A 21,406-nucleotide genomic window follows, 5' to 3' on the forward strand; every position below is an offset into this window, starting at 1 on the left:
GCGGGTCTTGCTTGCCGACACCCACGGTATCTGCAAGACTGGTACTTCCCTTCCGCCACCGGTATGTCGACATGCACCTGTCCACGCTTGCGATTTACGCCACGGCCGCCCTCATCGGCGGCCTGATTCCCGGCCCCACGACGCTGCTCGCCCTCGCGAACGGCATCTCCGGCAACTGGCGCGTAGTGCTGGTGGGCATGTGCGGTGCCGCGCTCTCCGACATGCTCGTCGTGGCGGCGGTCGGCGCCGGTCTCGGCGCGCTGCTGATGGCGTCTGCCACGCTGTTCGCCACCGTCAAATGGGTCGGCGTCGCCTATCTTGTCTGGCTCGCCTTCCAGTTGTGGCGCAGCCATCCGCAGGATTTGAGCCAGGTGCGCATCAAGTCCGACCTGAGCGCGCGCCGCGTCTTCCTGCGCAGCTTCGGTGTCGCACTGACGAATCCGAAAATTCTGCTGTTCTTCTCGGCCTTTCTGCCGCAGTTCGTCGATACGTCGATGCCGCTTGCACCGCAGTATGCCGTACTGGCCGTCGTGTCGGCCGGTGTCGATATCGTGGTGATGACGCTGTATGCCACCGGCGGCGTACAGGCCGCGCGCCTGATGACGGCACGCGGCCTGAAGCGCCTGAACCGCGCGTGCGCCGTCGTCATGTTCTCGCTCGCGGGCGGCCTGGCGCTCTACCGCAAGGCCGGCAACTGAAGCCACTGCGGCAGACGGCAACCGGTGCCGTCCAGCGTGCGCATCACACCGTCGACGGGTCGATCTTCTCCGGATCGATGCCGTACTTGCGAATCGCCTCGCCCACCGACGCACGCGGCACCTGCCCCGAATCGGCCAGCGCGCCGAGCGCCGCCAGCACGATGAAGTGGCGATCCACTTCGAAATACGTGCGCAGCGATTCGCGGGTGTCCGAGCAGCCGAAGCCGTCGGTGCCCAGCGACACGAACCGGCGATCCTGAACGAACGGACGAATCTGGTCCGCCACGATCTTCATATAGTCCGTGGCCACCACCACCGGCCCGATGCGATCTTCGAGACATTGCCGGACGTACGGCACTCGCGGCGTCTGATCCGGATGAAGCAGGTTCCAGCGTTCGGCCGCAAGGCCATCCCGGCGCACTTCGGTCAGGCTCGTCGCGCTCCAGATGTCGCTTTGCACGCCGAAGTCGTCGCGCAGCAGATCGCTCGCGGCCATGACTTCGCGAAGGATCGCGCCACTGCCCATCAACTGGACACGCGGGCTGTCTTTCCCCGCTTGTGCGCCCTCGCGCAGCAGATACAGTCCTTTGAGAATGCCCGCCTCGGCGCCCTCCGGCATGGCCGGGTGCGCGTAGTTCTCGTTGAGCAGCGTGACGTAGTAGTAGACATCCTCGTCCTGCGCATACATGCGCCGCATGCCGTCCTGCACGATGACTGCGAGTTCGTACTGGAACGTCGGGTCGTACGCGACGCAGTTCGGGATCACCGAGGCCAGCACATGGCTATGGCCGTCGTCGTGCTGCAACCCCTCGCCCATGAGCGTGGTGCGCCCGGACGTGGCGCCCAGCAGGAAGCCGCGCGTGCGCGCGTCGCCCGCCGCCCACGCCAGGTCGCCCACGCGTTGCAGGCCGAACATCGAATAGAAGATGTAGAACGGAATCGTGGCGAAATCGTGCGTGCTGTATGACGTGCCCGCCGCGATCCACGACGCCATGGCCCCCGACTCGTTGATGCCTTCCTGAAGGATCTGACCGTCCTTCGCTTCCTTGTAGTAGCTGAGCTGCCCGGCGTCCTGCGGCGTGTAGCGCTGGCCGAGATACGAGTGGATGCCGATCTGGCGGAAGAGCGGCTCCATGCCGAACGTGCGTGACTCGTCGGGCACGATGGGGATGACCCGCTTGCCGATTTCCGGATCCTTGAGCAACGTCGTGAGAATGCGCACGAACGCCATCGTCGTCGACAGCTCTCGCTCGCCGGAATCCTTGAGCTGTCCCGCAAACGTGCCCAGTGGCGGAATCGCAAGCGGTGCGCGCAAGCCGAAGCGTGCGGGCTGGCGGCCGCCCATCGCTGCGCGGCGCGCGGCGAAGTATCGTCCCTCCGGACTGTCCGGCTCGGGACGCAGATACGGCATTTCCGCCAGACGGTCATCGCTGACCGGCAGGTCGAAGCGATCGCGGAAGGCGCGTACCGCGTCGACACTCATCTTCTTGAGCTGGTGATTGACGTTCTGGCCTTCGCCCGCCTCGCCCATGCCGAAGCCCTTCACCGTCTTCGCGAGAATCACGCTCGGACGCCCTTCCGTTTTCATTGCCTGCGCGTAGGCGGCGTAGACCTTCAGGGCGTCGTGACCGCCGCGTGCGAGTTGCCAGATTTCGTCGTCGCTCAGGTGCGCCACCATCGCGAGCAGTTCCGGCGACGTCCCGAAGAAATGCTCGCGAACGTAGGCGCCGTTCTGCGACTTGAACGTCTGATAGTCGCCGTCGACACACGCCATCATCCGTTCGCGCAGCAAGCCGTGGGTATCGCTCTCGAGGAGGGCGTCCCAGCCGCTGCCCCAAATGACCTTGATGACGTTCCAGCCGGCAGCGCGGAAGGTGCCTTCCAGTTCCTGAATGACCTTGCCGTTGCCACGCACCGGCCCGTCCAGGCGTTGCAGGTTGCAGTTGACGACGAAGATCAGGTTGTCGAGCCGCTCGCGTCCGCCGAGCGAAATGGCGGCAAGCGCTTCCGGCTGATCCATCTCGCCGTCGCCGAGGAACGCCCAGACCTTGCGCCCCTGGTGCGTCTTGAGTCCGCGGTACTCGAGATAGCGCAGGTAGCGCGCCTGATAGGCCGCCGTGATCGGGCCGAGGCCCATCGACACCGTGGGGAATTGCCAGAAGTCCGGCATCAGGCGCGGATGCGGATACGACGGAATGCCCCGGCTGCCACGATGTCCGGCTTCGCGGCGGAAATTGTCGAGTTGCTCGTCGGAGATGCGGCCCTCAACGTAGGCCCTTGCGTAGATGCCCGGCGCAGAGTGCCCCTGAACGTAAATCATGTCCCCGTCGAACGTTTCGGTGCGGCCGCGGAAGAAGTGATCGAAGCCGACGTCGTAAAGCACGGCCGCCGACTGGTAGGTCGCGATGTGTCCGCCGACATTCGAATGCTTGCCTGCGCGCAGCACCATCACCATCGCATTCCAGCGGATGAACGCGTTCAGACGCCGCTCGATCAAGAGGTCGCCCGGATAGACCGGCTGACGCGACGTCGGAATCGTGTTGACGTAATCGGTCGTCACGCGGCCGTGGAAGTCGCCGTGACGGTCGAAGTCCCACGCCGCGAGCCGGTCGATCAGGAAGTGCGCGCGCGAGCGGCCCTCCACGGTCGTGACGCCTTCGAGGGCGTCGAGCCACTCGCGCGTTTCCTGAATGTCGGTATCGGTGCACGCCACCACGGGCGGTTGAGTCATGACAGGTCTCCTGGAGATCGCGAGGCACCGGTCGGGTGCCCCAGTCGGCATGACCACCATGACAACGACGACCGGCACGGGCCCTCAATGGCAGTCACATGAATTGCATTTGCAATCGTATTGCCGGTCATTCTAACGATGTACAATTGCAACTGCAACTCACATGGCATCACGACGAGGACATTCATGAGCACCACCGAACCCGATCTTTGGTTCTCTTTCGTGCGGGCGCACCGCACGATGATTCGCGAGATCGAGCGCCGTCTGGCGCTGGCCGGTCTGCCTGCCTACGCGTGGTACGACGCCCTTTGGGGACTGGAGAGCGGTCCGCAGGGCACACGTCGCATGCACGAGCTGGCGGACGTGCTTGCCATCGAGCGCTACAACCTCACGCGGCTGATCGATCGCCTAGAACAGGAGGGCCTCGTCACGCGCATGCGCGACCCCGACGACGGCCGTGCCGCTTACGCCACGATCACCGACAAGGGCCGGGCGTTGCGCAAGAAGATGTGGAAGGTCTATCAGTCGACCGTCTCGGAGTTGTTCCTCGGTCAGTTCCGGGAACGGGATGTCGCCCCCCTGGCCGAGGCGCTGGATCGCGCCAGCGCCGCCGCAAAGGAATTTCTGACGGACACGAAACGTTAAGCCAGTCCGTAGCGGCGCGTCGCCTCGGCAAGACGCGTGCGCGCGAAAACGCCGTCGTCGGCAAGCAGGCGCAACGAATTAAGCACGATCCAGCGCACGCCGGGTGCCTCACCCGGTGAGATGTCGTCGGCCCTGACGTCGAGATCGTCGCAACCCAGCGCCGCGAAGCGTGCAGGTACGAATGCGCCGATCTGATCGGCGATGTGACGCGCGTACCCGGTGACGGCCAGCACCGGCGCATTGGGTGCGGCCGTGCGCTGCGTGAGACATCGCATCAGATGGGCGTTGTCGACGATGGGGGCGCCACCCAGCATCGCCCGATGTGCAGCCACCCCCGCCTCGCGCGCCAGACGCGTGTAGCTCGGGCAACTCCACACTTCGCTGGCCACGCCCCAATCCAGTTGCAACCACCGCGCCGCCTCTCGAACGCTCGCCAGTGCGCGCCCCGCGCCGCACAGGCGCATGACGTAAGGTGGATGCGTCTGCGGCAGGGTGTGCAGGCGGTACATGCCGCGAAAGGCGTCGCTTGCGTCGGCTGGACCAAGCGGCGAAGCGTCCGGGCACGGAACGTCGTGAGCGCTCAAATAACAAAAGCCCGATTCGCCGCGCACGTACAGGGCGTCGAGGGCGGCACATAGCAGTGCCTTCAGTTCCTGTGCGGAGGCGGGATCGTAAGGCAGCCAGTCCGTCTGCGCGGCCAGCCACAAGGGCAGCTCGGGACGTACACGCGCCCGACGATCGCGCAATGTCAGGTTCGCGTCGTTGAGAAAGATGCCTCGTCTTGCCGGCGATGGCTCACGGGGACCGTGCAACCCTGTCGCTTCGGCGCCCGCCACCAGCACGTCCCGCAAGGCCGGCGAGTGCAACAGGTAGAGCAGCGGGCGCTCGAAGGTCCCGACGCCGCGAAACCACGTGGCGACGGCACTCGACATCGGCGCTCGCCCCGACGCCGCCACCTTCGTCTGCGCCTCCACAACCCAGATCCGGTTCGACATATCTGCCTGCGTGAACGCCGTGGCGATATCCGCAAGCGCACCGCTCGGCGAACCGGCACCGATGCTGTCGCACCACAGCGCACCCAGTCTTCCGATGCAGGCGAGCGCTGCCTGCCGCATCCGTCCATCCGCCATCGGACGGATTCGTCCGGACATCGCCGTCATCACCATGCCTCCCTGTCTTGTGATTCGATCGAGAACGTTCTACGATTGCAATTGCAATCATTGTATTTGCAATCGTAGAATCCGACAATGTGTCCCGAGGAACCCCATGAATCCGTCAACCGCACCGCTCACGCTCTACACCGCCGACACGCCCAACGGCCTGAAGGTCAGTCTCTATCTGCATGAGGCGTCGCTGGCTTATCGACAGGTGAACGTCGATCTGTCTGCCGGGGAACAGAAGCGCCCCGAATTCCTGCGCATGAATCCCAACGGCAAGATTCCCGTGATCGTCGATCACGAGCGCGACCTGACCCTCTTCGAGTCGGGGGCTATCCTGACGTATCTCGCGCAGAAGACCGGCGTTCTGCAGCCGATGACGCAAGCCAAGGCGCTCGCGGTCGATCAATGGCTGCACTTCCAGATCGGCGGCATCGGTCCGATACTCGGGCAGCTTTGGTGGTTCATACACGCTTCGAGAACGGGCAATCGGGAGGCCATCGAGCGCTATTGCAAGGAATCGTTGCGGCTCATGGGCGTGGTGGAGGCACGGCTCGCGCAGTCTGCCTATCTCGCGACGGACGAATACTCCATCGCAGACATTGCGGCGTTCGCGTGGCTGCGCACGCATCACGAGCTGGCGCTCGACGTGACGCCCTTCCCGCACATGCGGCGATGGCTGGCGCAGATCGAAGCGCGTCCGGCGGTACAGTCGGCCATCGTCGCCAATCGCGGGCAAGCGAGCCTGCGGCAGGCGTGATCTCACGCGCAATGCCGGACCTCATGCGGAGGTCCGGCGCGCGTCGGGCTCAGTAGCCTGCCGCCAATCCGTCACCGCGCGGATCGGATGCGCCTTGCAGCACGCCCGAGGTCGGATCGATCAGAATGGCCCCCGCGTGGCCCATCGTATCGGTGAAGGGCTCGACAACCTTGACGGGGTGGCCCCGCCGCGTCAGTGCCTCCGAGACCGTCGCCGGTACGCGCGATTCGATTTTGAGATCGTTCGACGACACGCCCCAGGTGCGGCCGTACAGCCAGCGCGGCGCATTGATCGCAGCCTGCGGCGAGAGGCCGAAGTCGACGATGCGCGTGACGATGGCCGCTTGCGTCTGCGGCTGTCCCTCGCCGCCCATCGTTCCGTAGACCAGATATGGCTTGCCGTCCTTCATCAGCATGGCGGGGTTGAGCGTATGGAACGTGCGTTTGTGGGGTGCGAGGTGATTGATGTGGTTCGGGTCGAGCGAGAAGAACGAGCCGCGATTCTGCAGGAGAATGCCGGTCCCCTTCGGCACGATGCCGGAGCCGAAGTCGTAATAGATGCTCTGGATCAGCGAGACGGCGTTTCCGTCGCCATCAACCACGCCGAACCAGACCGTATCGCCCTTCGGGTCCATCGGCTTGACGTCATTGTTGGCGCGGCGCATGTCGATGCGCGCGGCCTGCGCCGTACCGTGTTTGACAGAGAGCAGGTCGGCCAGCGGAATATCGACGAAGTCCGGATCGGTCAGGTATTTGTCGCGGTCTGCGAAGGCCTGCCTGGTCGCCTCCACGAGAAGATGATAGTAGTCGGCCGAGCCTTCGCCCATCGCCTTCACATCGAATCGATTCAGGATGTTCAGAATTTCGAGCGAGGCAAACCCTTGGGTATTCGGCGGGAAATTGTAGGCGTCGAAGCCGCGATATTTCACCGAGATCGGTTTCACCCAATCGGCGCGATGGCTGGCGAAATCGTTGCGCGTGAGCAATCCGCCGTTGGCCTGCAGGTCCTTGACGATCTTCTCGGCGACCTCGCCCGTGTAAAACACCTGCGCGCCTTGCTCGGCAATCTGCGTGAGCGTGTTCGCCAGTTCCGGTTGGTTGAGGCGCTCTCCGGTTTGATAGGGCGTACCGTCGGGCTTCAGGAAGACTTGCCGGAAACCGTCGAACTGTTGAAGGTTGCGAAACACCTTATCGGTGGTATCGACGTTGATCGCCGACCACTTGGCCAGCGACGGCGTGACAATGAATCCGTCCTTGGCGTAGTGAATGGCGTCACGCAGCAGGTCGCGCCACGGGAGGCTTCGTCCCATGCTGGTGTGGGCGTATCGATAGGCCTCGTCCCATCCGGAGACGACCCCGGGCACGGTGTTGACCGACAGGTAACCGCGCGGCGGAATTGTGGTCAGGCCCTTGTCTTTGTAGAACTGAATGGTGGCGCGTTCGCCGGCTCGGCCACTGGCGTTCAGTGCGCGAAGCTCGTGGGTCCTGGCGTTGTAGATGAGCCAGAAGTTGTCGCCGCCGATGGTGTTCATCTGCGGGTAGACGACCGCGATGGTGGACGCGACGGCAATGGCCGCATCGACGGCATTCCCACCTTGCTGAAGCACCTTCAATCCGGCCTGCGTCGCCAGATGGTTCGACGATGTGACCATGCCGCCGGTGGCCATCGGGTTCGTGCATTGCGCGACGGTTTCGCAGTACGGGCTCATGGAATCCGCCGACATCGCCCCAGAGGACAGTGTCGCCAATCCGGCTGCGGCCACCCAACGCATGTACAGAGGAATGCCGTTCATCGATGTCTCCCTTTATCTATTTCGTTTAACTAACCATCTCCTTTTGAATTACGAGTTAGATATATCCGATCAAAAACATCGGTGAATCCGCAATGCTACGTGCGATCAGTACGCAAAAATACTGATCGCATCCGCACATGAGGAAAGGGAATGATTCAGATGGGAGGCTTCAGGCGTGTACCCCGCTAGCGTGACGCGTACGAATCTCAGCGGCGGGGGATGCCGTCATGCTCAACTTCGCTCATTCGAAGCCGTAGTAAGCGCGATGTCTTGCAAGGAATTTTCGATTCCCAGGCGAGATTTGACGCAACTTTGTGCATCGATCTAGGGCCAGCAAGGCTCTATCGGCATCCGTCAGCAACTGGCTAATCAACAACGCTCCGCCGTCGTCAAACGAGATCAGCCCACGATCGAAAAGTCGGTCAATATGCGCGGCAAGCAAAAGACCATTCTCCGGGTCGATGCGTTCGTCGTTGCTGCACAAGCTCCATGCGTGAATATGCGAGGCAACCAAAAGATCAGTATTCGAAAGCCCGGTCAGGGAACACCGACGGTTCCAACGACGCAGAAGTTCAGCTCTAAACGCTCCCTGTCCGATTCGAGCCTTCACGATGGCGTCCCGCACCGTCTTGCCGACCTTTTTTCCTTCATTGCTTTGACTGAACAGGGAAGCCTCAAAGAGACCGATCGCTTCCGCCATCTCGAGCAAATACACGCCAGCATCCGCGGGCAAGCTGGCCATGTAGATTTGCTTTAACGTCGCGCCGCTAGTAAAGACACGCGGCACGCAACGGGCATCGAAGCGGGAGATGAAGTCCTCGGCAATGTCGTCACGGGCTAGGGGCGCCTGAAGCTCGTGAAGGCTGACATCCACCCGACTGCCAACATTTCCCCAAGTGGAAAACGAACGCTCAGCTGGACGTGGTGCTTGATAGGCATCCGCCGTCGCTATTGCGATATACGAAATGGACTTGTCGTGGCAACAGAAGACCAGGTCGCCTTTGCGGATGGCTGCAACGTTATCCCAGTGATCTAAGTGCTTTACCTTGCCGGACTTCGTTTGCGTCGATTCCGGCGCCCAAAGGAAGTTGCCGACGCGCACTTCCTTTATCGTAAGACCGACGTTGACCCAATAGAACCTCATTCCCCGTTACGCTCCAGAGCCTTGTTTGCGTAACGTTACAATCATTTCCTTCTGCTGGGAAGATTCCCAACAATCGCACGACGACGCGGGCCGCGATACATCGGCCGAACGGGTTCCCCTGCGTAACACTGAACGCAACGGTGGGGCGGTGCTCGGGAGTCCAATGAGTTAACATCTGTTGATCTGTCCATCGGCCATCGCAACCGACATGGCCTTCTATGAGAACGCCGTATGACCCATGATGTCACCAGCGCAGAACAGCTCGAAGCGATCTACGGCCAGCCGGGCGAGCGCGCGATATGGAAAGAGTTGAGCTATCTCAATGAGGACTATCAGGCGTTCGTCCGGGTATGTCCGTTCGTGATACTCGCGTCTGTCGGCGAACAAGGCACCGACTGCTCGCCGAAAGGCGATGCCGCGGGCTTTGTGCAGATTCTTGACGACAAGACCCTCGCGATTCCCGACCGTCCCGGCAATAACCGGATCGACAATCTGCGCAATATCGTCGCCGATCCCCGCGTGTCGGTGCTGTTCCTGACGCCGGGCATCGGCGAGACCCTGCGCGTGAACGGACGCGCCCGCATTTCGGTCGACCCGGATCTGCTCTCGCGTTTCGAAGTCGCCGGCAAATTGCCGCGAACGGTCATCGTCGTGTCAATCGACGCCGTGTACTTCCACTGCGCCAAGGCGATTGTCCGCTCCCGGCTATGGGACCCGGCATCGCAAATTCCGCGGGAATCGTTGCCGAGCACAGGTGCCATGCATCGACGTCTGAGCGGCGGCCATTTCGATGCCGATACCTACGACCGGGACCTCGTAAAAAACACGTTGGCAGGGCTGTACTGAGGACGAACCGCCGAGCGGCAATCTTCGGCCGCGCGTTGGCTTCAACCGACGCCGTCGGCCGCCGCGAGGCCACTCCGATATCGATGTGGGGCAACACCGAGCACCCTTCGAAACATGGTGGCAAACGTCGCCGTATCTGCATAGCCCAGCGCGGAGGCGACATCGCCCGGCGTTCCTCCCGTCGAGAGCCGGCACATCGCCTCGCAAACCCGCATGTGCTCGCGCCACTTCGCAAACGCCACCCCGGTTTCCCGCTGAAACAGCCGCGATACGGTTCGCGAGCTGGCGCCTATCCGGTCAGCCCAGCGCTCAAGTGTGTCGTTGTTGCCCGGCTCGGCCAGCAAGGCTTCGCAGATTCTGCGCAAGCGCGGGTGCGCCGGCATGGGGAGTCGCCAGTGAGCCCCCAACGCGCCCGGACGCACCTCGCGCAATAGCCGCTCGATCAGATCGGCAAGCACGCCCGGCACGCTGTCTTCCGCGTACTCCACCGGTGCCTCCGTCATCGTCACGATGGCCTCGCGCATCAGACCGCTCACCGGCACGGACAGTCCCTCCGGGTTCTCCTTTGCCGCTTCGTACCGGGTGAGATAGAGCGTGCGGAACGCCACGTCGCCCACCATCTCCAGTTCGTGCGAAACAAACGGCATGACCAGCAGACCCACCGTGGGTGTAACGACCCACGACGCACCGGGCGTGCGCACCCGGATCATGCCGGACGTCGAATAGATGAGTTGCGCGCGAGGATGCGTGTGCGCAGGCTCGCGCGTGCCATGCGGATAGTCGATCGCATTGGCGATGACCGGCGGCAATGCACGCCGCGCCGAAGCCGTGACTGGCGCTCGCTTGATGTCCATCTCGATTGATAACCCCTGCAAATCCGTCCGGACCGGACAAAATCTGTCGTGTTCGCGGTAATAGTTGTCGCCCGCACCCGGCGGCAACGACGCTATCATCGGCTCCCGTCAGGCATTCATTGACGCCAGCGCTCGGCCAGATCCGTCGCGGCTCACAACGCAGTCTCCCCCGCCAAACCCTCCGTACCACGGCCCCTCAGAACGCCGGGGACGATGCTGCACGCAGAAAGTTAATGATACGCATTTTTATTTATATGACCAACACACACGATAACGTCACGGCACGGCCATTGCAGGTATCGCAGGTTCGGGGGAAGCATTCGTCGCGTCGATCGACGCCGCCGGGCATCCGGCTGACATGGCTGCCGCTGCCGTTTGCCGTCGCGGCACTGACCGGTGTCGCACATGCCCAAAGCGTCGATCAGCAACAGAGCGTGGCGCTGCCCGCGCAAGAAGTCCGCGCGCAGCGAGAGGAGTCGCCGACCGGACGCACCGACGGCGTGGTGGCCAAGCGCAGTGTGTCGGCCACGAAGACCGACGCGCCGCTCGTGCGTGTGCCGCAGTCGGTTTCCGTCGTCACGCGAGATCAGATGGACGCGCAGGGCGCCACGACCATCGATCAGGCGCTGCGTTATACGCCGGGCGTCTCGTCGCAGGACGCGACCGACTTTCGCTTCGATCAGCTTCGCGGGCGCGGCTTTCCGTATGACCAGTATCTGGACGGGTTGATTCTCCAGCCCAACGCGTTCTATGCGAACCCGCGTATCGATCCGTATTTCCTGGAGCGGATCGAAGTACTGCGCGGACCGGCATCGGTGCTCTACGGCGCGGGCAGTCCAGCCGGTATCGTCAACATGATTTCGAAGATGCCCGGCGAGGAGCCGGTGCACGAGCTGATGCTGCGCATCGGCAGCCATAGTCGCATCGAGGCCGGGTTCGACATGGGCGGCAAGGTGACCGACGATGGCACGATCCTCTACCGGGTGACCGGGCTCGCGCGCAATGCCGATTCTCAAGTCGACGGCATCAAGGACCAGCGTCTGGCCATTGCACCGAGCGTGACGTTCCGGCCATCGCGCGACACGTCGCTCACGCTCTTCGCCACGTATCAACGCGACCCGGCAGGCGGTCTGTTCAACTCGCTGCCGGTGAGCGGCGTCGTGAGCGGGAACCCCAACGGCAAGATCGACCCTGGCACCTATGTGGGCAATCCGAACGCCGATTATTTCCGCCGCACGCAGTATTCGTTCGGGTATCAGTTCGAGCATGCCTTCGGCGACCGGCTCAAATTCCGCTCGAAGGCGCGTTATCTGCACGACGACGTCGACTATCACCAGTCGTTCTTCCTGAACTACCTGAGCGGCTCGACCTCGACGGTATCGATGAACGCGTTTCTCGATCGCGAGCATCTGAGTCAGTTCGCGTGGGACAACAATGTCGAAGCCAGGCTGTCGACGGGGCCGTTGCAGCACACGATGCTTGTCGGGCTCGACTATCAGCGTCTGTTGAGCGGCACGAGCAGCGGCACCGGTTCCATCGGCACACTGAATGTCTTCGCCCCGGACTACAGCACGCTCGGACGGATCACGACGACGAACAAGCGCGTGGATACGTCGACCGATCAGATCGGCGTTTACGCGCAGGATCAGATCACGTATGGCGGATGGACCGCGCTGCTGGGCCTGCGCCAGGACTGGACGTCGATGAACGTCCAGACGCAAACGACCACGGGTGCGAACATCCAGAATCAGTCGCCGCATGCGTTCACGTGGCGCGGCGGGCTGTCGTACCTGTTCGACACGGGCATTGCGCCGTACTTCAGCTACGCGAAATCGTTCCAGCCGACGGCAGGCGTCGACTATTTCAACCAGGCGCTCAGGCCGACGACCGGCGAACAGTACGAAGTCGGTATCAAGTACCAGCCGAAGTCGTACAACGCGCTGTACACCATCGCGTTCTACAACCTGACGCAGCAGAACGTGAGCACGGCCGATCCGGCGCACACGGGCGCGATTGTGCAGACGGGGGAAGTGCGCGCGCGGGGTGTGGAGCTTGAGGCGCGCGTGCAGGTGACCCGCTCGCTCAGCGCGATCGGCTCGTACACGTATTTGAATCAGACCGTGACGCAGACGAATACGGCTTCGCAGTTGGGCAAGCGTCCGACCATGATGCCGCGCTATCTGACGTCGCTCTGGCTCGACTACACGTTGCATGGCGGCCCGTTGCGCGGGTTTGGCTTCGGGGCGGGCGTGCGCGTGATCGGACCGTCGGCCGGCGACGTGCAAAACACGTTCGATGTGCCCGCGGTCGCCCTCGTCGACGCCGCCGTGCACTACGACACCGGCAATTGGACCTTCGGGATCAACGGCAGCAATATATTCAACCGGAAGTACGCGGCGTATTGCTCGGGGGGTGCCTGCTATTACGGCTCGACCGCGACGGTGATCGGGACGGCGAAGTATCGGTGGTAAACGCGCGATTGTGGTCTTGATGTTCTGCGGGCCGTTCGCAATGAACGGCTCGCTCACCGCGCCGCGACGGTCGGAAGATCGTCCGCGCCAATACGATGCACGTGAGGACTTGGCAAGGTCCGGCCAGTCGCCGGGAGTATCGCGCGCATCGGTTATCGGGACAATCTTGAGTTCGCGTCATTCGTACGCAACCAATCCGTCTCGATTCGATAGAACTGCCATCGAATGCCCTTCAGATTCCCGTGATTCTTCCGTTATACGCGCTGGGGGCGTTCATACGAACAAACCACCGCAGGAAAACACCCTCTGAAATCGGGATTCGTACCTTATTTGGTCTGACTTTCGCGATCTCGCTAACTCTGGGTGCGCATTCACAAGCTCCGCACGGGGAAAATAATCAAAACGAGGATCAAGTGATGAAGAATAAGACTGCAATTGCAATTGGCATGTGTTTCTCCGCTCTTCTGCTTTCGGGATGTGAAACAACGAATTCCATTCCCTACAAGGCGTCGACATCGAATGTCATTGCCATTCAGCAAGCGTTGCAGCCCGCAAAGGTGAGCGTAGCGGACATCAAACTGGCGAGCGGTGTAGAGGAGAACCCGCTGTGCCGTTTGATGGGCCCCGTCAAAGTTGCGCCGGGCAAGACGTTGCCGCAATACATCAAGGAAGCGCTTCAGGAAGAACTGTTCCTGGCCCAGGCCTATGACACGAAGGGACCCGCTATCGAAGGCAGTATTGACGAGCTGTCTTTCAGTTCCGTAGCGCCCGCGAACTGGAAGATTTCGATGACGGTGAAGTCGGCTAAGTCGGCCGGATATAAGGTTTCGGTCAATTTCCCGTTTGAGACGAGCTTTACGGCAATCTCGGCCTGCAAGAACGTGGCCGATGCCTTCGGGCCTGCCGTGCAGGAGCTGCTCAAACAGGTCGTAACCAATCCGCAGTTCGCGACGGTGGCCGGCAAGTAACAGCTGCGGCCTGATCCTTCTCGGAGATCCTCCGGCACAAAATGCCGGGGGATTTTTTTTGAATGTCGGGGCCGGCCGTCAGCGTGACCCCAATCGACTTTCCGCAAGCGCCGGCGATGGGAATCGCCGCCAATGCTTGCTCTGGCGCCAGAATCGTATCCACCGACGAAACGCACAGATTGTTCGGAGGGCGGCTGAGCAACGCCCGATTGGGTTTCGGGTGAAAAATAAATTCGTCGGACTACGACTTTAGTCCATGGTGGGCGCTCGGTTACCGCACTAGCCTGTGCTCACAGGCGACGAGACGCATCGGCAGAACAGGCTTTTCGTCGCGCAGCTCATGCCCCATGACTATCGACGGTAGACCTTATGCCTTCCAGCCCCCTCCAACCGAGGCGCAAAGCCTTGGCCCTTGCCGTTTCTGCATTCGTCGCGAACCTTGCGCCGCACGAGGCGATGGCTGTGGCACCTGCGGATTGCCTCGCCACCTGGAACGGATCGGCAGGATACCCTGTGGTCGTCACTGGGGGGGATTGCACGATATCGCAGGGCGCCGACATCAACGTTTCGAATGTCATCGGGATGCAAATCATCGGCACCCTCGGCGCCGTCGGCACCGTCTCGAACGCCCGGCACATTTCTAGCAACAATCTCGCGGTTGCAAGCTCCGGCACGGTAGCCGCATTCATTAATGCGAATGGGGGTTATCTCGGTGGACAGAACGGTTTCGCCAACGCCACTTCCAGCAGCGTTGGCGCATTGATCAACAACGTTGGCGCCACCATTAACGCCGCCGAGTGGGGTGTTTCGAATAGTGGCAGCATCACGTTGCTGCGAAACGACGGATCGATTAACGGGGGCATTGCTGGAATCTATAACATCGGGTCCATCGGCACACTCGTCAATAACGGCACGATCAGTGGTGGGGGCGGAACGATCGGCGGCGGGGCCGCCATAGCCAACAATGTTTACGGATCAATCGGTTCGATCGTCAACACAGGTCTGATTTCCAGTCCCGGGATAGCCATCCTCTCCGGATATTCCCCTCCGGAGGGGGCATCGCTTTCCACAATCACGAATACCGGCGTCATTGCCGGCGCGATCGGTAATACAAGCCCGCACGATATGACCATCATCGGCGGAACGGGAACGGTATTCGGCACGTTGACCGGAGCAAACGGCACCATCGGGGCGATTGACAACGCCCGTGGCAATCTCACCATCACTGGCAACCAGGTCCTGAACGATCACGTCAACCTCGTCACGTTCTCCTCAAAGACGCTCTTCAGCGAAGCGGGAAATCTGCGGGTGGACAATCCGCTCACGATCATTGGTAACTACACGCTGCGCGCCAACGGCACACTGCTCATCGGCGTTTCCAGTGGCGCAATGGCCGCGGGTGCCGAGAGCGACACCGGATATGGCCGGTTGATGATCACTGACGGACAGATTGGTTATACGCCGGGCCCCGGCCCTCGTCAGGGTGATGTAACGCTCGAGCCTGGCGCCACGGTCAAACTGACCAGCACCGGCAGTGCCTATGCCTTTGCCAAAGGACAGCGCTTTGTGGTCATTCAGGCGACGGGCACCGCGAACTACAACGTGGACCAGTTGACCTATGGCATTGTCGGCTCGCGCTACTCGCTCTCCGGCGCAGAAGTGACCGATCCTGTATCAGGCAATCACGATCTCGTGTTACGCGTGGGAGATCTGCTTCCCGATACCGTCGCGCCTCCTGGCCCGGGGGGTACCGCACCTGCCGCCCCCATCTCTCCGACAACACGTAACGCCATTGCATCGCTCGGCGGGTTACGGAGCTATACCGGCGTCAGCGATCCCGGATTGCTGAATCTCTACAATGCGTCGCTGGCGTTGGGGAGCACTGCCGAAGCCAACCGCGCAGGCGCGCAGTTGTCGCCGACACAACAGTTGGCGGCATCGCGCGCCGCCGCCGCGCCCATCGTCGACGCCATGAATCTCCTCGGCACCCGCATCGACGGCCTGCGAATCGCGAGCGGCGCCCGCAACGGCATTGCCACGGGAGATGGCACGCCGGATTACGGTGTGTGGGGACAGGCGTTCGGCGGCCATGCGAGTCAGGGCATGGTTGACGACATCCCGGGCTACAGCGCGAACTACGGTGGATTGCTGGTCGGTATCGACCGTGCACTGAATGAACGATGGACAGTCGGTGGCGCGTTCTCGTACAGCCACACCCGCATCAACGGTTCCGACGAGAATGCCGGCAGTACCACACAGGTCAACGGCTACGGGTTGCTCGGTTATGCGAGTTACGCCGGCTCGCCTTGGTACGTCAATCTGTCCGGCGGCGTGGTTCAGCAACGCTACAACACCACGCGCGTGGTCGACTTCACCGGGTTCTCCGGTACGGCAAACGGCGCGTTCACCGGGCAGCAGTACGTGGCGCGCACCGAGATGGGCTATCCGCTGCCGCTGGGAAGCGCGACGCTCACACCGTTGGTCAGCCTCACTTACAGCTATCTGCATCAAAGCGCTTACACGGAGACGGGCGGCAATGGCGCTGCGCTCGCTGTCGGCAGCGCCCATGCGATTTCGCTTCGCAGCGCATTGGGCGCTCGGCTGGAGAAAGCGGTCGCGACTCGCTATGGGGATGTTGTGCCGTTCGTTCAACTGCAGTGGATACACGAGTTCGTGAACTCGTCGGCCGTAACGGGTGCGAGCTATGCTGGGGATGTTACGGGCGAGACGGCCTTCACGACCGTGGGCGCGACACCGGTACGCGATCTCGCGAATTTCACGCTTGGCGTCACGCTGATGCGAAGCAATCTGCTATCGCTCACCGCACGCTACGAAGTTCAGGCCGGCTCCCGATTCGTGTCACAGACAGGGAGTCTGCGGTTGCAGCAGCGGTTTTGAGATGGCGGGGCATGGGCCCATCTGCCCCGTGCCCCGCTACCGTACGTTCCTGCACTTCCTTGCATTACCTATGAGCCACTTCCCCGCCGAGCTCCGAGCTATCGACAGGTACGTCGAAATGAGCGAAAGCGTCGGCAAACTGTTTCAAGCGTTCGATTGCCTCCCGACTCAATCCAACCAAATGCAGTGGGCCTCAACTACAAGAGGCAGCACCGGCTATCGATTCCGTGAAAACTTGCCAGCGTGGCTCGATCACGGACGAGCCTTGGAAACCGACCGGCTCCTCCTAGAGCGGAGGCTGGAACTGATGCCCCCCCCGACGTCACCATGACGATATATGCGGCAAGCATCCAGACTCTTTCATCCAGCATCTTCATCTGATACCTGACGCCCCTCTTACGTGCATTTTTTTTAGCTATCGGCTAGCATTGCACGATCATTAAATATACGGGGAATTCAAAAATGGGGAGAAGTCGGCAGTTTTCCGCTTCCGGAATTAATGTGCGCGTCCATACGCAGCATCATTGGTCGGAGTATGTGAGCTTGTGGAACTCTCTCCATGCCTTGAAGAGGCCAATCACTCATGGCCCCACGGCCCTGATGATTGGCGATGTTAAGGAAGTTAACGATGGATCTCCAGAAGACGGCCTTTACGGATATCTATACCGATTCCTCAACATAGACCCGAATGATCCTTGGTTCAACATCGTAGCTCACAAAAAAGCCACTGACAAAGAAGTCGAAGAGGTGAGTATTCCCCCGGCCCTCAAACCAAATTTAAAGGAAATCCCGTACTTCTTTGACGTAAAAAAGCATCGATTTTACTTCATTCGAAAAGAAAAAGACGGAGGCGTCGCACCTGCCTCCGTTCACCGTCTGTTTGAGAAGCTTACCGCAGCGAAATCGGTCAAAGATCGGTTTCAAAAGGTCGATATCACGGTTCTCACCGAGGTCGGAGCGGTGGAAGCGATGCTCAAATGGCCTGTCATTTCGTCACTCACAATTCATGTCGAGCGGCCAAACCCCAACGACGAAGAGGACGATGAAGCCGTTTTTCGTAGACTGCGACGACGCAACGTCGTATCTGAGACTCATGTGTACAAGAAGGCGCCCGGTGCATCATCTGTCACGCCCGACGCGGACATGAATCGGGAGGCAAAAGTAGCGGCAAACAACGGCGAGGTTATCGTTAAGGGGAAAAACCCTCAGTTCCAGCGAGACTCAGCGTCTTCCACCGAGTTTCCGATGCACATAAACGGCCAATACGATCCGAACATCCAGACCTTATGGCAAGCATTGATATCAACTGTCATGGCTCATCAAGAAAAATGAGATGAACGCTCCCGAGAAGCTTACCAACGTCGCCCTATTACGTTTTGCCTGGGGGATATCCGGTGGTTGGAGCGATGCGTTTCGCTCCAGGGAGTTTCATATCGCGGTCTTGGTCACCGTACTGTGTGCGCGTTTCTGGATCAAGTGTGAATGGTACGAACAAGTGCTCAGTGTGATGCCGAACGTGCTCGGCTTCACACTTGGGGGGTTCGCAATTTTCCTCGGATTTGGAGATGAGCGTTTTAAGAGCCTTCTGGCGGGAAAAGAGGATGGCGATACTAAGGAATCCCCCTACCTCTCAGTGGCTGCAGCGTTCGTCATATTCGTATTCTTCCAGATCCTGTCGATTCTCTGCGCTATCGTCACGAAATCTCTACACTTTCCGACACCAGAACCCCTGTCCCGCATAGCAGTTTATCTGCATGCCGGATACATAATTTCATCGTGCGTGGGATATTTTCTCTTCATTTACTCCCTTTCCCTCGCCCTGAAAGCGACGCTAAGGGTCTTCCGTCTTGCTCGATGGTACGATTTATTCGTCGCTGACGAAAAGCGTAGAGAAAACGCGAAAGAGGAGAGCTCTAAGTGACGTAGTTTGTTCTCGTTGCTAGACAGAGTAATCGCGGAGACGGTGCGATCTTTCGCCATGGAGATCGCAAGGCATGAACCTCTTTCCCCATCATCAACGCCGCGTCGACGCCCTTGCAGGAATTCTTGTCACGTTCCGGCAAGCCAATCGCTTGACAACAAAACAGGTTGCCGCCCGACTTGGGAAACCTGAGGCATTCGTTCTTGACTACGAGTCAGGCAAGTACCGTCTCGGCCTTCCCGAACTCGTTGATATCGCTGATGCCCTTGGGATCGACATGGTTGAGCTCGTCAACCTCTACCAGCAAAGAACCTGATATGCCCCTTTAGAGACTCGGATGGGATAACAGAACGCATAATTATTATATTTTTTCTTCTCGTTATCCCGCAGGCGGCGTTCAACGAGCTATCTTACACCGCGCTCCCGCAAGATATATTGAATCTCCTTCAGCGCCGCAAGTTGGCGCAGCTCGAACTCCGTCGGCCTCTCATGTCCCTTGAGCGCCCCTACGGCTGCTGCAAGGCTAGCTCCACTGATCAAGAACGTGACCAAGTTCGTGTGCCCCGTCCAGTAGTAGTACCCGAGACAACAAAGAAACACGACCGTCGCCACCAATAGGATCTTGAAGAGCCGGCCATTCTTCCTGCTCCTCTCTTTGGACAACAGTGATCTTCGATGCCGTTCTTCTAGGACCAGTTCGTCGCTTGAACAGTTGATCAGAAGCTTGCTCTCGTTTCGGGACTCATCATTAATGATGAAATCCCGCCCTACGTTAATACCGCCGCCGACATTCATGTCCCTCATTCACATGCCTCCGTATATGGGTACGACATCTCAGTTATCGGCGGATTGACCGGGAAATTGAGACTGCAAGCTGTCTCTGCTGGCACTTCACCATTGCTTTAGGTACGTCCTTAGATTGATTAGCTGCAAACCTAGATCGGTAGATTCGCGCACTCAGTGGTGTCGCGAGCAACCAGCATTCGAGGTGGGGTAGTTTCTGGTAATGATGTGCTGCGAAAACAACCGTTTTGACAACAACCGCGTTACACAGGAAAATTCGACCACCGGTCAAGATCGTCACGAAAGAAACATCTTTGTCGCTCTTACAAGCCCCCCACCATTCAAAACGTCCAATGGAAATAAATCGAAGCAGGGGATTTCTTTCGCGGTGCTATGCGGGCGAAGAGCGCGCATGGAAGGTATTTTGGCTAGTGTATTTGCCATGTGCCATCGCCTTCTACGTGCTTTTCCGTATCCTCAGTGAAAGATCGGTAAGCACAGGCAGTACTACTGAACTCTTCATTGGGACCCTGCTGTACTGCATCTTTGGTGTGTGGATAGTGGTCGCCATCTGGCGTTGCGCACACAATGTCGCTTGGCGCCCTATGTTTTACGTTGCTCGCATCTGGGCGGGAATAGGTGCTGTTAGCGTATTCACAACAGCTAGTCAGTTGTTGCGTATGCCCTGATGTCATTTGAATTCGTTGGCGATCGGCGACCAGGAAAGTCCCAACACCGCCTGAAACCGGGCCAAAGGGAAACTGGAAAAGCGCCTGCGATGGGAATCGATCCCAAGACTCTCACCCCAGAATCGTACCCACCTGTCAAACACGCGGATTGCCAAACGCCCCAATCCCCGCGTAAAATGGCGCTCTTCGCGGGCGTCGTATAATGGTAATACCCTAGCTTCCCAAGCTAGAGCCGTGGGTTCGATTCCCATCGCCCGCTCCAGAATTCGCGAAAAGCCGTCCTTGTGACGGCTTTTTTGTTTTCTGCCTGGTCCGCCCATCCCTCAGCATCTTCCCCGTCGACCAAACCCACATCTCAAATCCGGTTATTTGAACGACCAGTCAAAAATAACCTATAGTCATGCCATCGACTGCACACGGACGGCATGCCGCCCCTGTCATTTCCACCCGATTCACGAGGCCCATCATGAGCGGAAGACCGAGAGAGTTCGATGACGCCGCCGTCATCGACGCCGCGATGGACGTCTTCTGGACGCACGGCTACGAAGGCACGTCGGCGCAAGCGCTCGTCGAGTGCACCGGGCTCGGACGCGGCAGCCTCTACAACGCCTTCGGCAGCAAGCTCAACCTCTATCACGAAGCCCTCGAGCGCTATCAGGCGCTCGGACTGCAAAAGCAAGCCGAAATCCTGAATGCGCCCGGCCCCGTCAAGGCCCGCCTGCGCGCGCTCATGCAATGGGGTATCGATGAAGACCTCGATCCCGAGAAGCAGCGCGGCTGCATGGCCGTCCTGGCCGCCTTCGAGCGCGGCGGAAAAGACCCCAAGGTGCGTCAGTTCAGTCAGGCGTATCTCGCACGCGTCGAACAGGTCGTCGTGCATCTGATCGCCATCGGACAACACAACGGCGAGCTCGCCACCGAGCGCTCACCCGTGCTCGTCGCCCGCACATTCCTGGCAAGCTACTACGGCCTGCGCACGCTCGGACGCACCGTCACCGACCGCGCTTTTCTCGAAGACGTCATGGAAGGCTCGCTGGCCCAACTCTGAC

The 21,406-nt window shown here is 60.3% G+C and carries 17 protein-coding genes and 1 tRNA gene; 12 read left to right on the top strand and 6 right to left on the bottom strand.

The features are described 5' to 3' along the window. Positions 1–71: 71 nt before the first annotated feature. Positions 72–698, top strand: coding sequence for a LysE family translocator (locus tag ABWO90_RS09960; protein ID WP_353191058.1), 627 nt, complete (start codon positions 72–74; stop codon positions 696–698). A gap of 43 nt (positions 699–741) precedes the next feature. Here the strand turns inward: ABWO90_RS09960 and aceE are convergent, their stop codons facing one another. Next, entirely contained in the window at positions 742–3,429 is a 2,688-nt protein-coding gene (gene aceE, locus ABWO90_RS09965) for a pyruvate dehydrogenase (acetyl-transferring), homodimeric type (protein ID WP_353191059.1), read from the bottom strand. A gap of 186 nt (positions 3,430–3,615) precedes the next feature. On the opposite strand from aceE, the gene ABWO90_RS09970 reads away from it, so the two are divergent. Next, a complete protein-coding gene (locus ABWO90_RS09970; protein ID WP_353191060.1) occupies positions 3,616–4,074 on the top strand; it encodes a MarR family winged helix-turn-helix transcriptional regulator in 459 nt (152 codons plus the stop codon). Here the strand turns inward: ABWO90_RS09970 and ABWO90_RS09975 are convergent. After that, positions 4,071–5,225 (bottom strand): pyruvate dehydrogenase, encoded by a 1,155-nt coding sequence (locus tag ABWO90_RS09975; RefSeq protein WP_353191061.1) that lies wholly within the window; start codon positions 5,223–5,225, stop codon positions 4,071–4,073. The genes ABWO90_RS09970 and ABWO90_RS09975 overlap by 4 nt on opposite strands. Positions 5,226–5,340: 115 nt before the next feature. On the opposite strand from ABWO90_RS09975, the gene ABWO90_RS09980 reads away from it, so the two are divergent. Continuing rightward, complete coding sequence (locus tag ABWO90_RS09980) at positions 5,341–5,991, top strand: glutathione S-transferase family protein (protein WP_353191062.1); 651 nt, start codon at positions 5,341–5,343, stop codon at positions 5,989–5,991. 49 nt (positions 5,992–6,040) lie between these two features. On the opposite strand, the gene ggt is transcribed toward ABWO90_RS09980, so the two are convergent. After that, positions 6,041–7,783 carry a gamma-glutamyltransferase gene (ggt, locus tag ABWO90_RS09985; RefSeq protein ID WP_502922588.1) on the bottom strand — a complete coding sequence of 581 codons (1,743 nt, stop codon included), beginning with the start codon at positions 7,781–7,783 and terminating at the stop codon, positions 6,041–6,043. A 241-nt stretch (positions 7,784–8,024) separates the two neighbouring features. Next, complete coding sequence (locus ABWO90_RS09990) at positions 8,025–8,927, bottom strand: HNH endonuclease (RefSeq protein WP_353191063.1); 903 nt, start codon at positions 8,925–8,927, stop codon at positions 8,025–8,027. Between the two features lie 231 nt (positions 8,928–9,158). On the opposite strand from ABWO90_RS09990, the gene ABWO90_RS09995 reads away from it, so the two are divergent. Next, positions 9,159–9,773 carry a pyridoxamine 5'-phosphate oxidase family protein gene (locus tag ABWO90_RS09995; protein WP_353191064.1) on the top strand — a complete coding sequence of 205 codons (615 nt, stop codon included), beginning with the start codon at positions 9,159–9,161 and terminating at the stop codon, positions 9,771–9,773. 41 nt (positions 9,774–9,814) lie between these two features. Here ABWO90_RS09995 and ABWO90_RS10000 read toward each other — a convergent pair whose 3' ends face one another. Further along, a complete protein-coding gene (locus ABWO90_RS10000; RefSeq protein ID WP_353191065.1) occupies positions 9,815–10,627 on the bottom strand; it encodes an AraC family transcriptional regulator in 813 nt (270 codons plus the stop codon). Between the two features lie 254 nt (positions 10,628–10,881). On the opposite strand from ABWO90_RS10000, the gene ABWO90_RS10005 reads away from it, so the two are divergent. The 6 genes from ABWO90_RS10005 (at position 10,882) to ABWO90_RS10030 (ending at position 19,201) form a co-directional block, all read left to right on the top strand. Then, positions 10,882–13,098, top strand: a complete 2,217-nt coding sequence (locus ABWO90_RS10005) for a TonB-dependent siderophore receptor (RefSeq protein WP_353191066.1) — start codon at positions 10,882–10,884, stop codon at positions 13,096–13,098. A gap of 416 nt (positions 13,099–13,514) precedes the next feature. Continuing rightward, positions 13,515–14,066 carry a hypothetical protein gene (locus ABWO90_RS10010; RefSeq protein ID WP_353191067.1) on the top strand — a complete coding sequence of 184 codons (552 nt, stop codon included), beginning with the start codon at positions 13,515–13,517 and terminating at the stop codon, positions 14,064–14,066. Between the two features lie 405 nt (positions 14,067–14,471). Continuing rightward, entirely contained in the window at positions 14,472–16,964 is a 2,493-nt protein-coding gene (locus ABWO90_RS10015; RefSeq protein ID WP_353191068.1) for an autotransporter family protein, read from the top strand. Positions 16,965–17,426: 462 nt separating this feature from the next. Then, complete coding sequence (locus ABWO90_RS10020; protein WP_353191069.1) at positions 17,427–18,296, top strand: DUF4747 family protein; 870 nt, start codon at positions 17,427–17,429, stop codon at positions 18,294–18,296. A 1-nt stretch (position 18,297) separates the two neighbouring features. Then, the gene (locus tag ABWO90_RS10025; RefSeq protein ID WP_353191070.1) at positions 18,298–18,885 is read left to right on the top strand and encodes a hypothetical protein; all 588 of its coding nucleotides are present in this window, start codon (positions 18,298–18,300) and stop codon (positions 18,883–18,885) included. A gap of 73 nt (positions 18,886–18,958) precedes the next feature. After that, positions 18,959–19,201 carry a helix-turn-helix domain-containing protein gene (locus ABWO90_RS10030; protein ID WP_353191071.1) on the top strand — a complete coding sequence of 81 codons (243 nt, stop codon included), beginning with the start codon at positions 18,959–18,961 and terminating at the stop codon, positions 19,199–19,201. Between the two features lie 89 nt (positions 19,202–19,290). On the opposite strand, the gene ABWO90_RS10035 is transcribed toward ABWO90_RS10030, so the two are convergent. Beyond that, positions 19,291–19,689 carry a hypothetical protein gene (locus ABWO90_RS10035; protein ID WP_353191072.1) on the bottom strand — a complete coding sequence of 133 codons (399 nt, stop codon included), beginning with the start codon at positions 19,687–19,689 and terminating at the stop codon, positions 19,291–19,293. Between the two features lie 856 nt (positions 19,690–20,545). Between ABWO90_RS10035 and ABWO90_RS10040 the strand changes: the two genes are divergently transcribed. Continuing rightward, positions 20,546–20,619 (top strand) — tRNA-Gly (locus tag ABWO90_RS10040). A 204-nt stretch (positions 20,620–20,823) separates the two neighbouring features. Continuing rightward, positions 20,824–21,405 carry a TetR/AcrR family transcriptional regulator gene (locus ABWO90_RS10045; protein WP_353191073.1) on the top strand — a complete coding sequence of 194 codons (582 nt, stop codon included), beginning with the start codon at positions 20,824–20,826 and terminating at the stop codon, positions 21,403–21,405. The last annotated feature ends 1 nt before the right edge of the window (position 21,406 follow it).

This window comes from Pandoraea pnomenusa (assembly GCF_040391475.1).
Classification (GTDB): domain Bacteria; phylum Pseudomonadota; class Gammaproteobacteria; order Burkholderiales; family Burkholderiaceae; genus Pandoraea; species Pandoraea pnomenusa_C.

Excerpts from the sequence above, each read along its gene's own strand:
- ABWO90_RS10005 (WP_353191066.1), top strand. The coding sequence starts at position 10,882 with ATGACCAACACACACGATAACGTCACGGCACGGCCATTGCAGGTATCG.
- ABWO90_RS09995 (WP_353191064.1), top strand. The coding sequence starts at position 9,159 with ATGACCCATGATGTCACCAGCGCAGAACAGCTCGAAGCGATCTACGGC.
- ABWO90_RS10010 (WP_353191067.1), top strand. The coding sequence starts at position 13,515 with ATGAAGAATAAGACTGCAATTGCAATTGGCATGTGTTTCTCCGCTCTT.
- ABWO90_RS09990 (WP_353191063.1), bottom strand. The coding sequence starts at position 8,927 with ATGAGGTTCTATTGGGTCAACGTCGGTCTTACGATAAAGGAAGTGCGC.
- aceE (WP_353191059.1), bottom strand. The coding sequence starts at position 3,429 with ATGACTCAACCGCCCGTGGTGGCGTGCACCGATACCGACATTCAGGAA.
- ABWO90_RS09980 (WP_353191062.1), top strand. The coding sequence starts at position 5,341 with ATGAATCCGTCAACCGCACCGCTCACGCTCTACACCGCCGACACGCCC.
- ABWO90_RS09975 (WP_353191061.1), bottom strand. The coding sequence starts at position 5,225 with ATGTCCGGACGAATCCGTCCGATGGCGGATGGACGGATGCGGCAGGCA.
- ABWO90_RS09960 (WP_353191058.1), top strand. The coding sequence starts at position 72 with ATGCACCTGTCCACGCTTGCGATTTACGCCACGGCCGCCCTCATCGGC.
- ABWO90_RS10030 (WP_353191071.1), top strand. The coding sequence starts at position 18,959 with ATGAACCTCTTTCCCCATCATCAACGCCGCGTCGACGCCCTTGCAGGA.
- ABWO90_RS10035 (WP_353191072.1), bottom strand. The coding sequence starts at position 19,689 with ATGAGGGACATGAATGTCGGCGGCGGTATTAACGTAGGGCGGGATTTC.
- ggt (WP_502922588.1), bottom strand. The coding sequence starts at position 7,783 with ATGAACGGCATTCCTCTGTACATGCGTTGGGTGGCCGCAGCCGGATTG.
- ABWO90_RS09970 (WP_353191060.1), top strand. The coding sequence starts at position 3,616 with ATGAGCACCACCGAACCCGATCTTTGGTTCTCTTTCGTGCGGGCGCAC.
- ABWO90_RS10000 (WP_353191065.1), bottom strand. The coding sequence starts at position 10,627 with ATGGACATCAAGCGAGCGCCAGTCACGGCTTCGGCGCGGCGTGCATTG.
- ABWO90_RS10020 (WP_353191069.1), top strand. The coding sequence starts at position 17,427 with ATGGGGAGAAGTCGGCAGTTTTCCGCTTCCGGAATTAATGTGCGCGTC.
- ABWO90_RS10025 (WP_353191070.1), top strand. The coding sequence starts at position 18,298 with ATGAACGCTCCCGAGAAGCTTACCAACGTCGCCCTATTACGTTTTGCC.
- ABWO90_RS10045 (WP_353191073.1), top strand. The coding sequence starts at position 20,824 with ATGAGCGGAAGACCGAGAGAGTTCGATGACGCCGCCGTCATCGACGCC.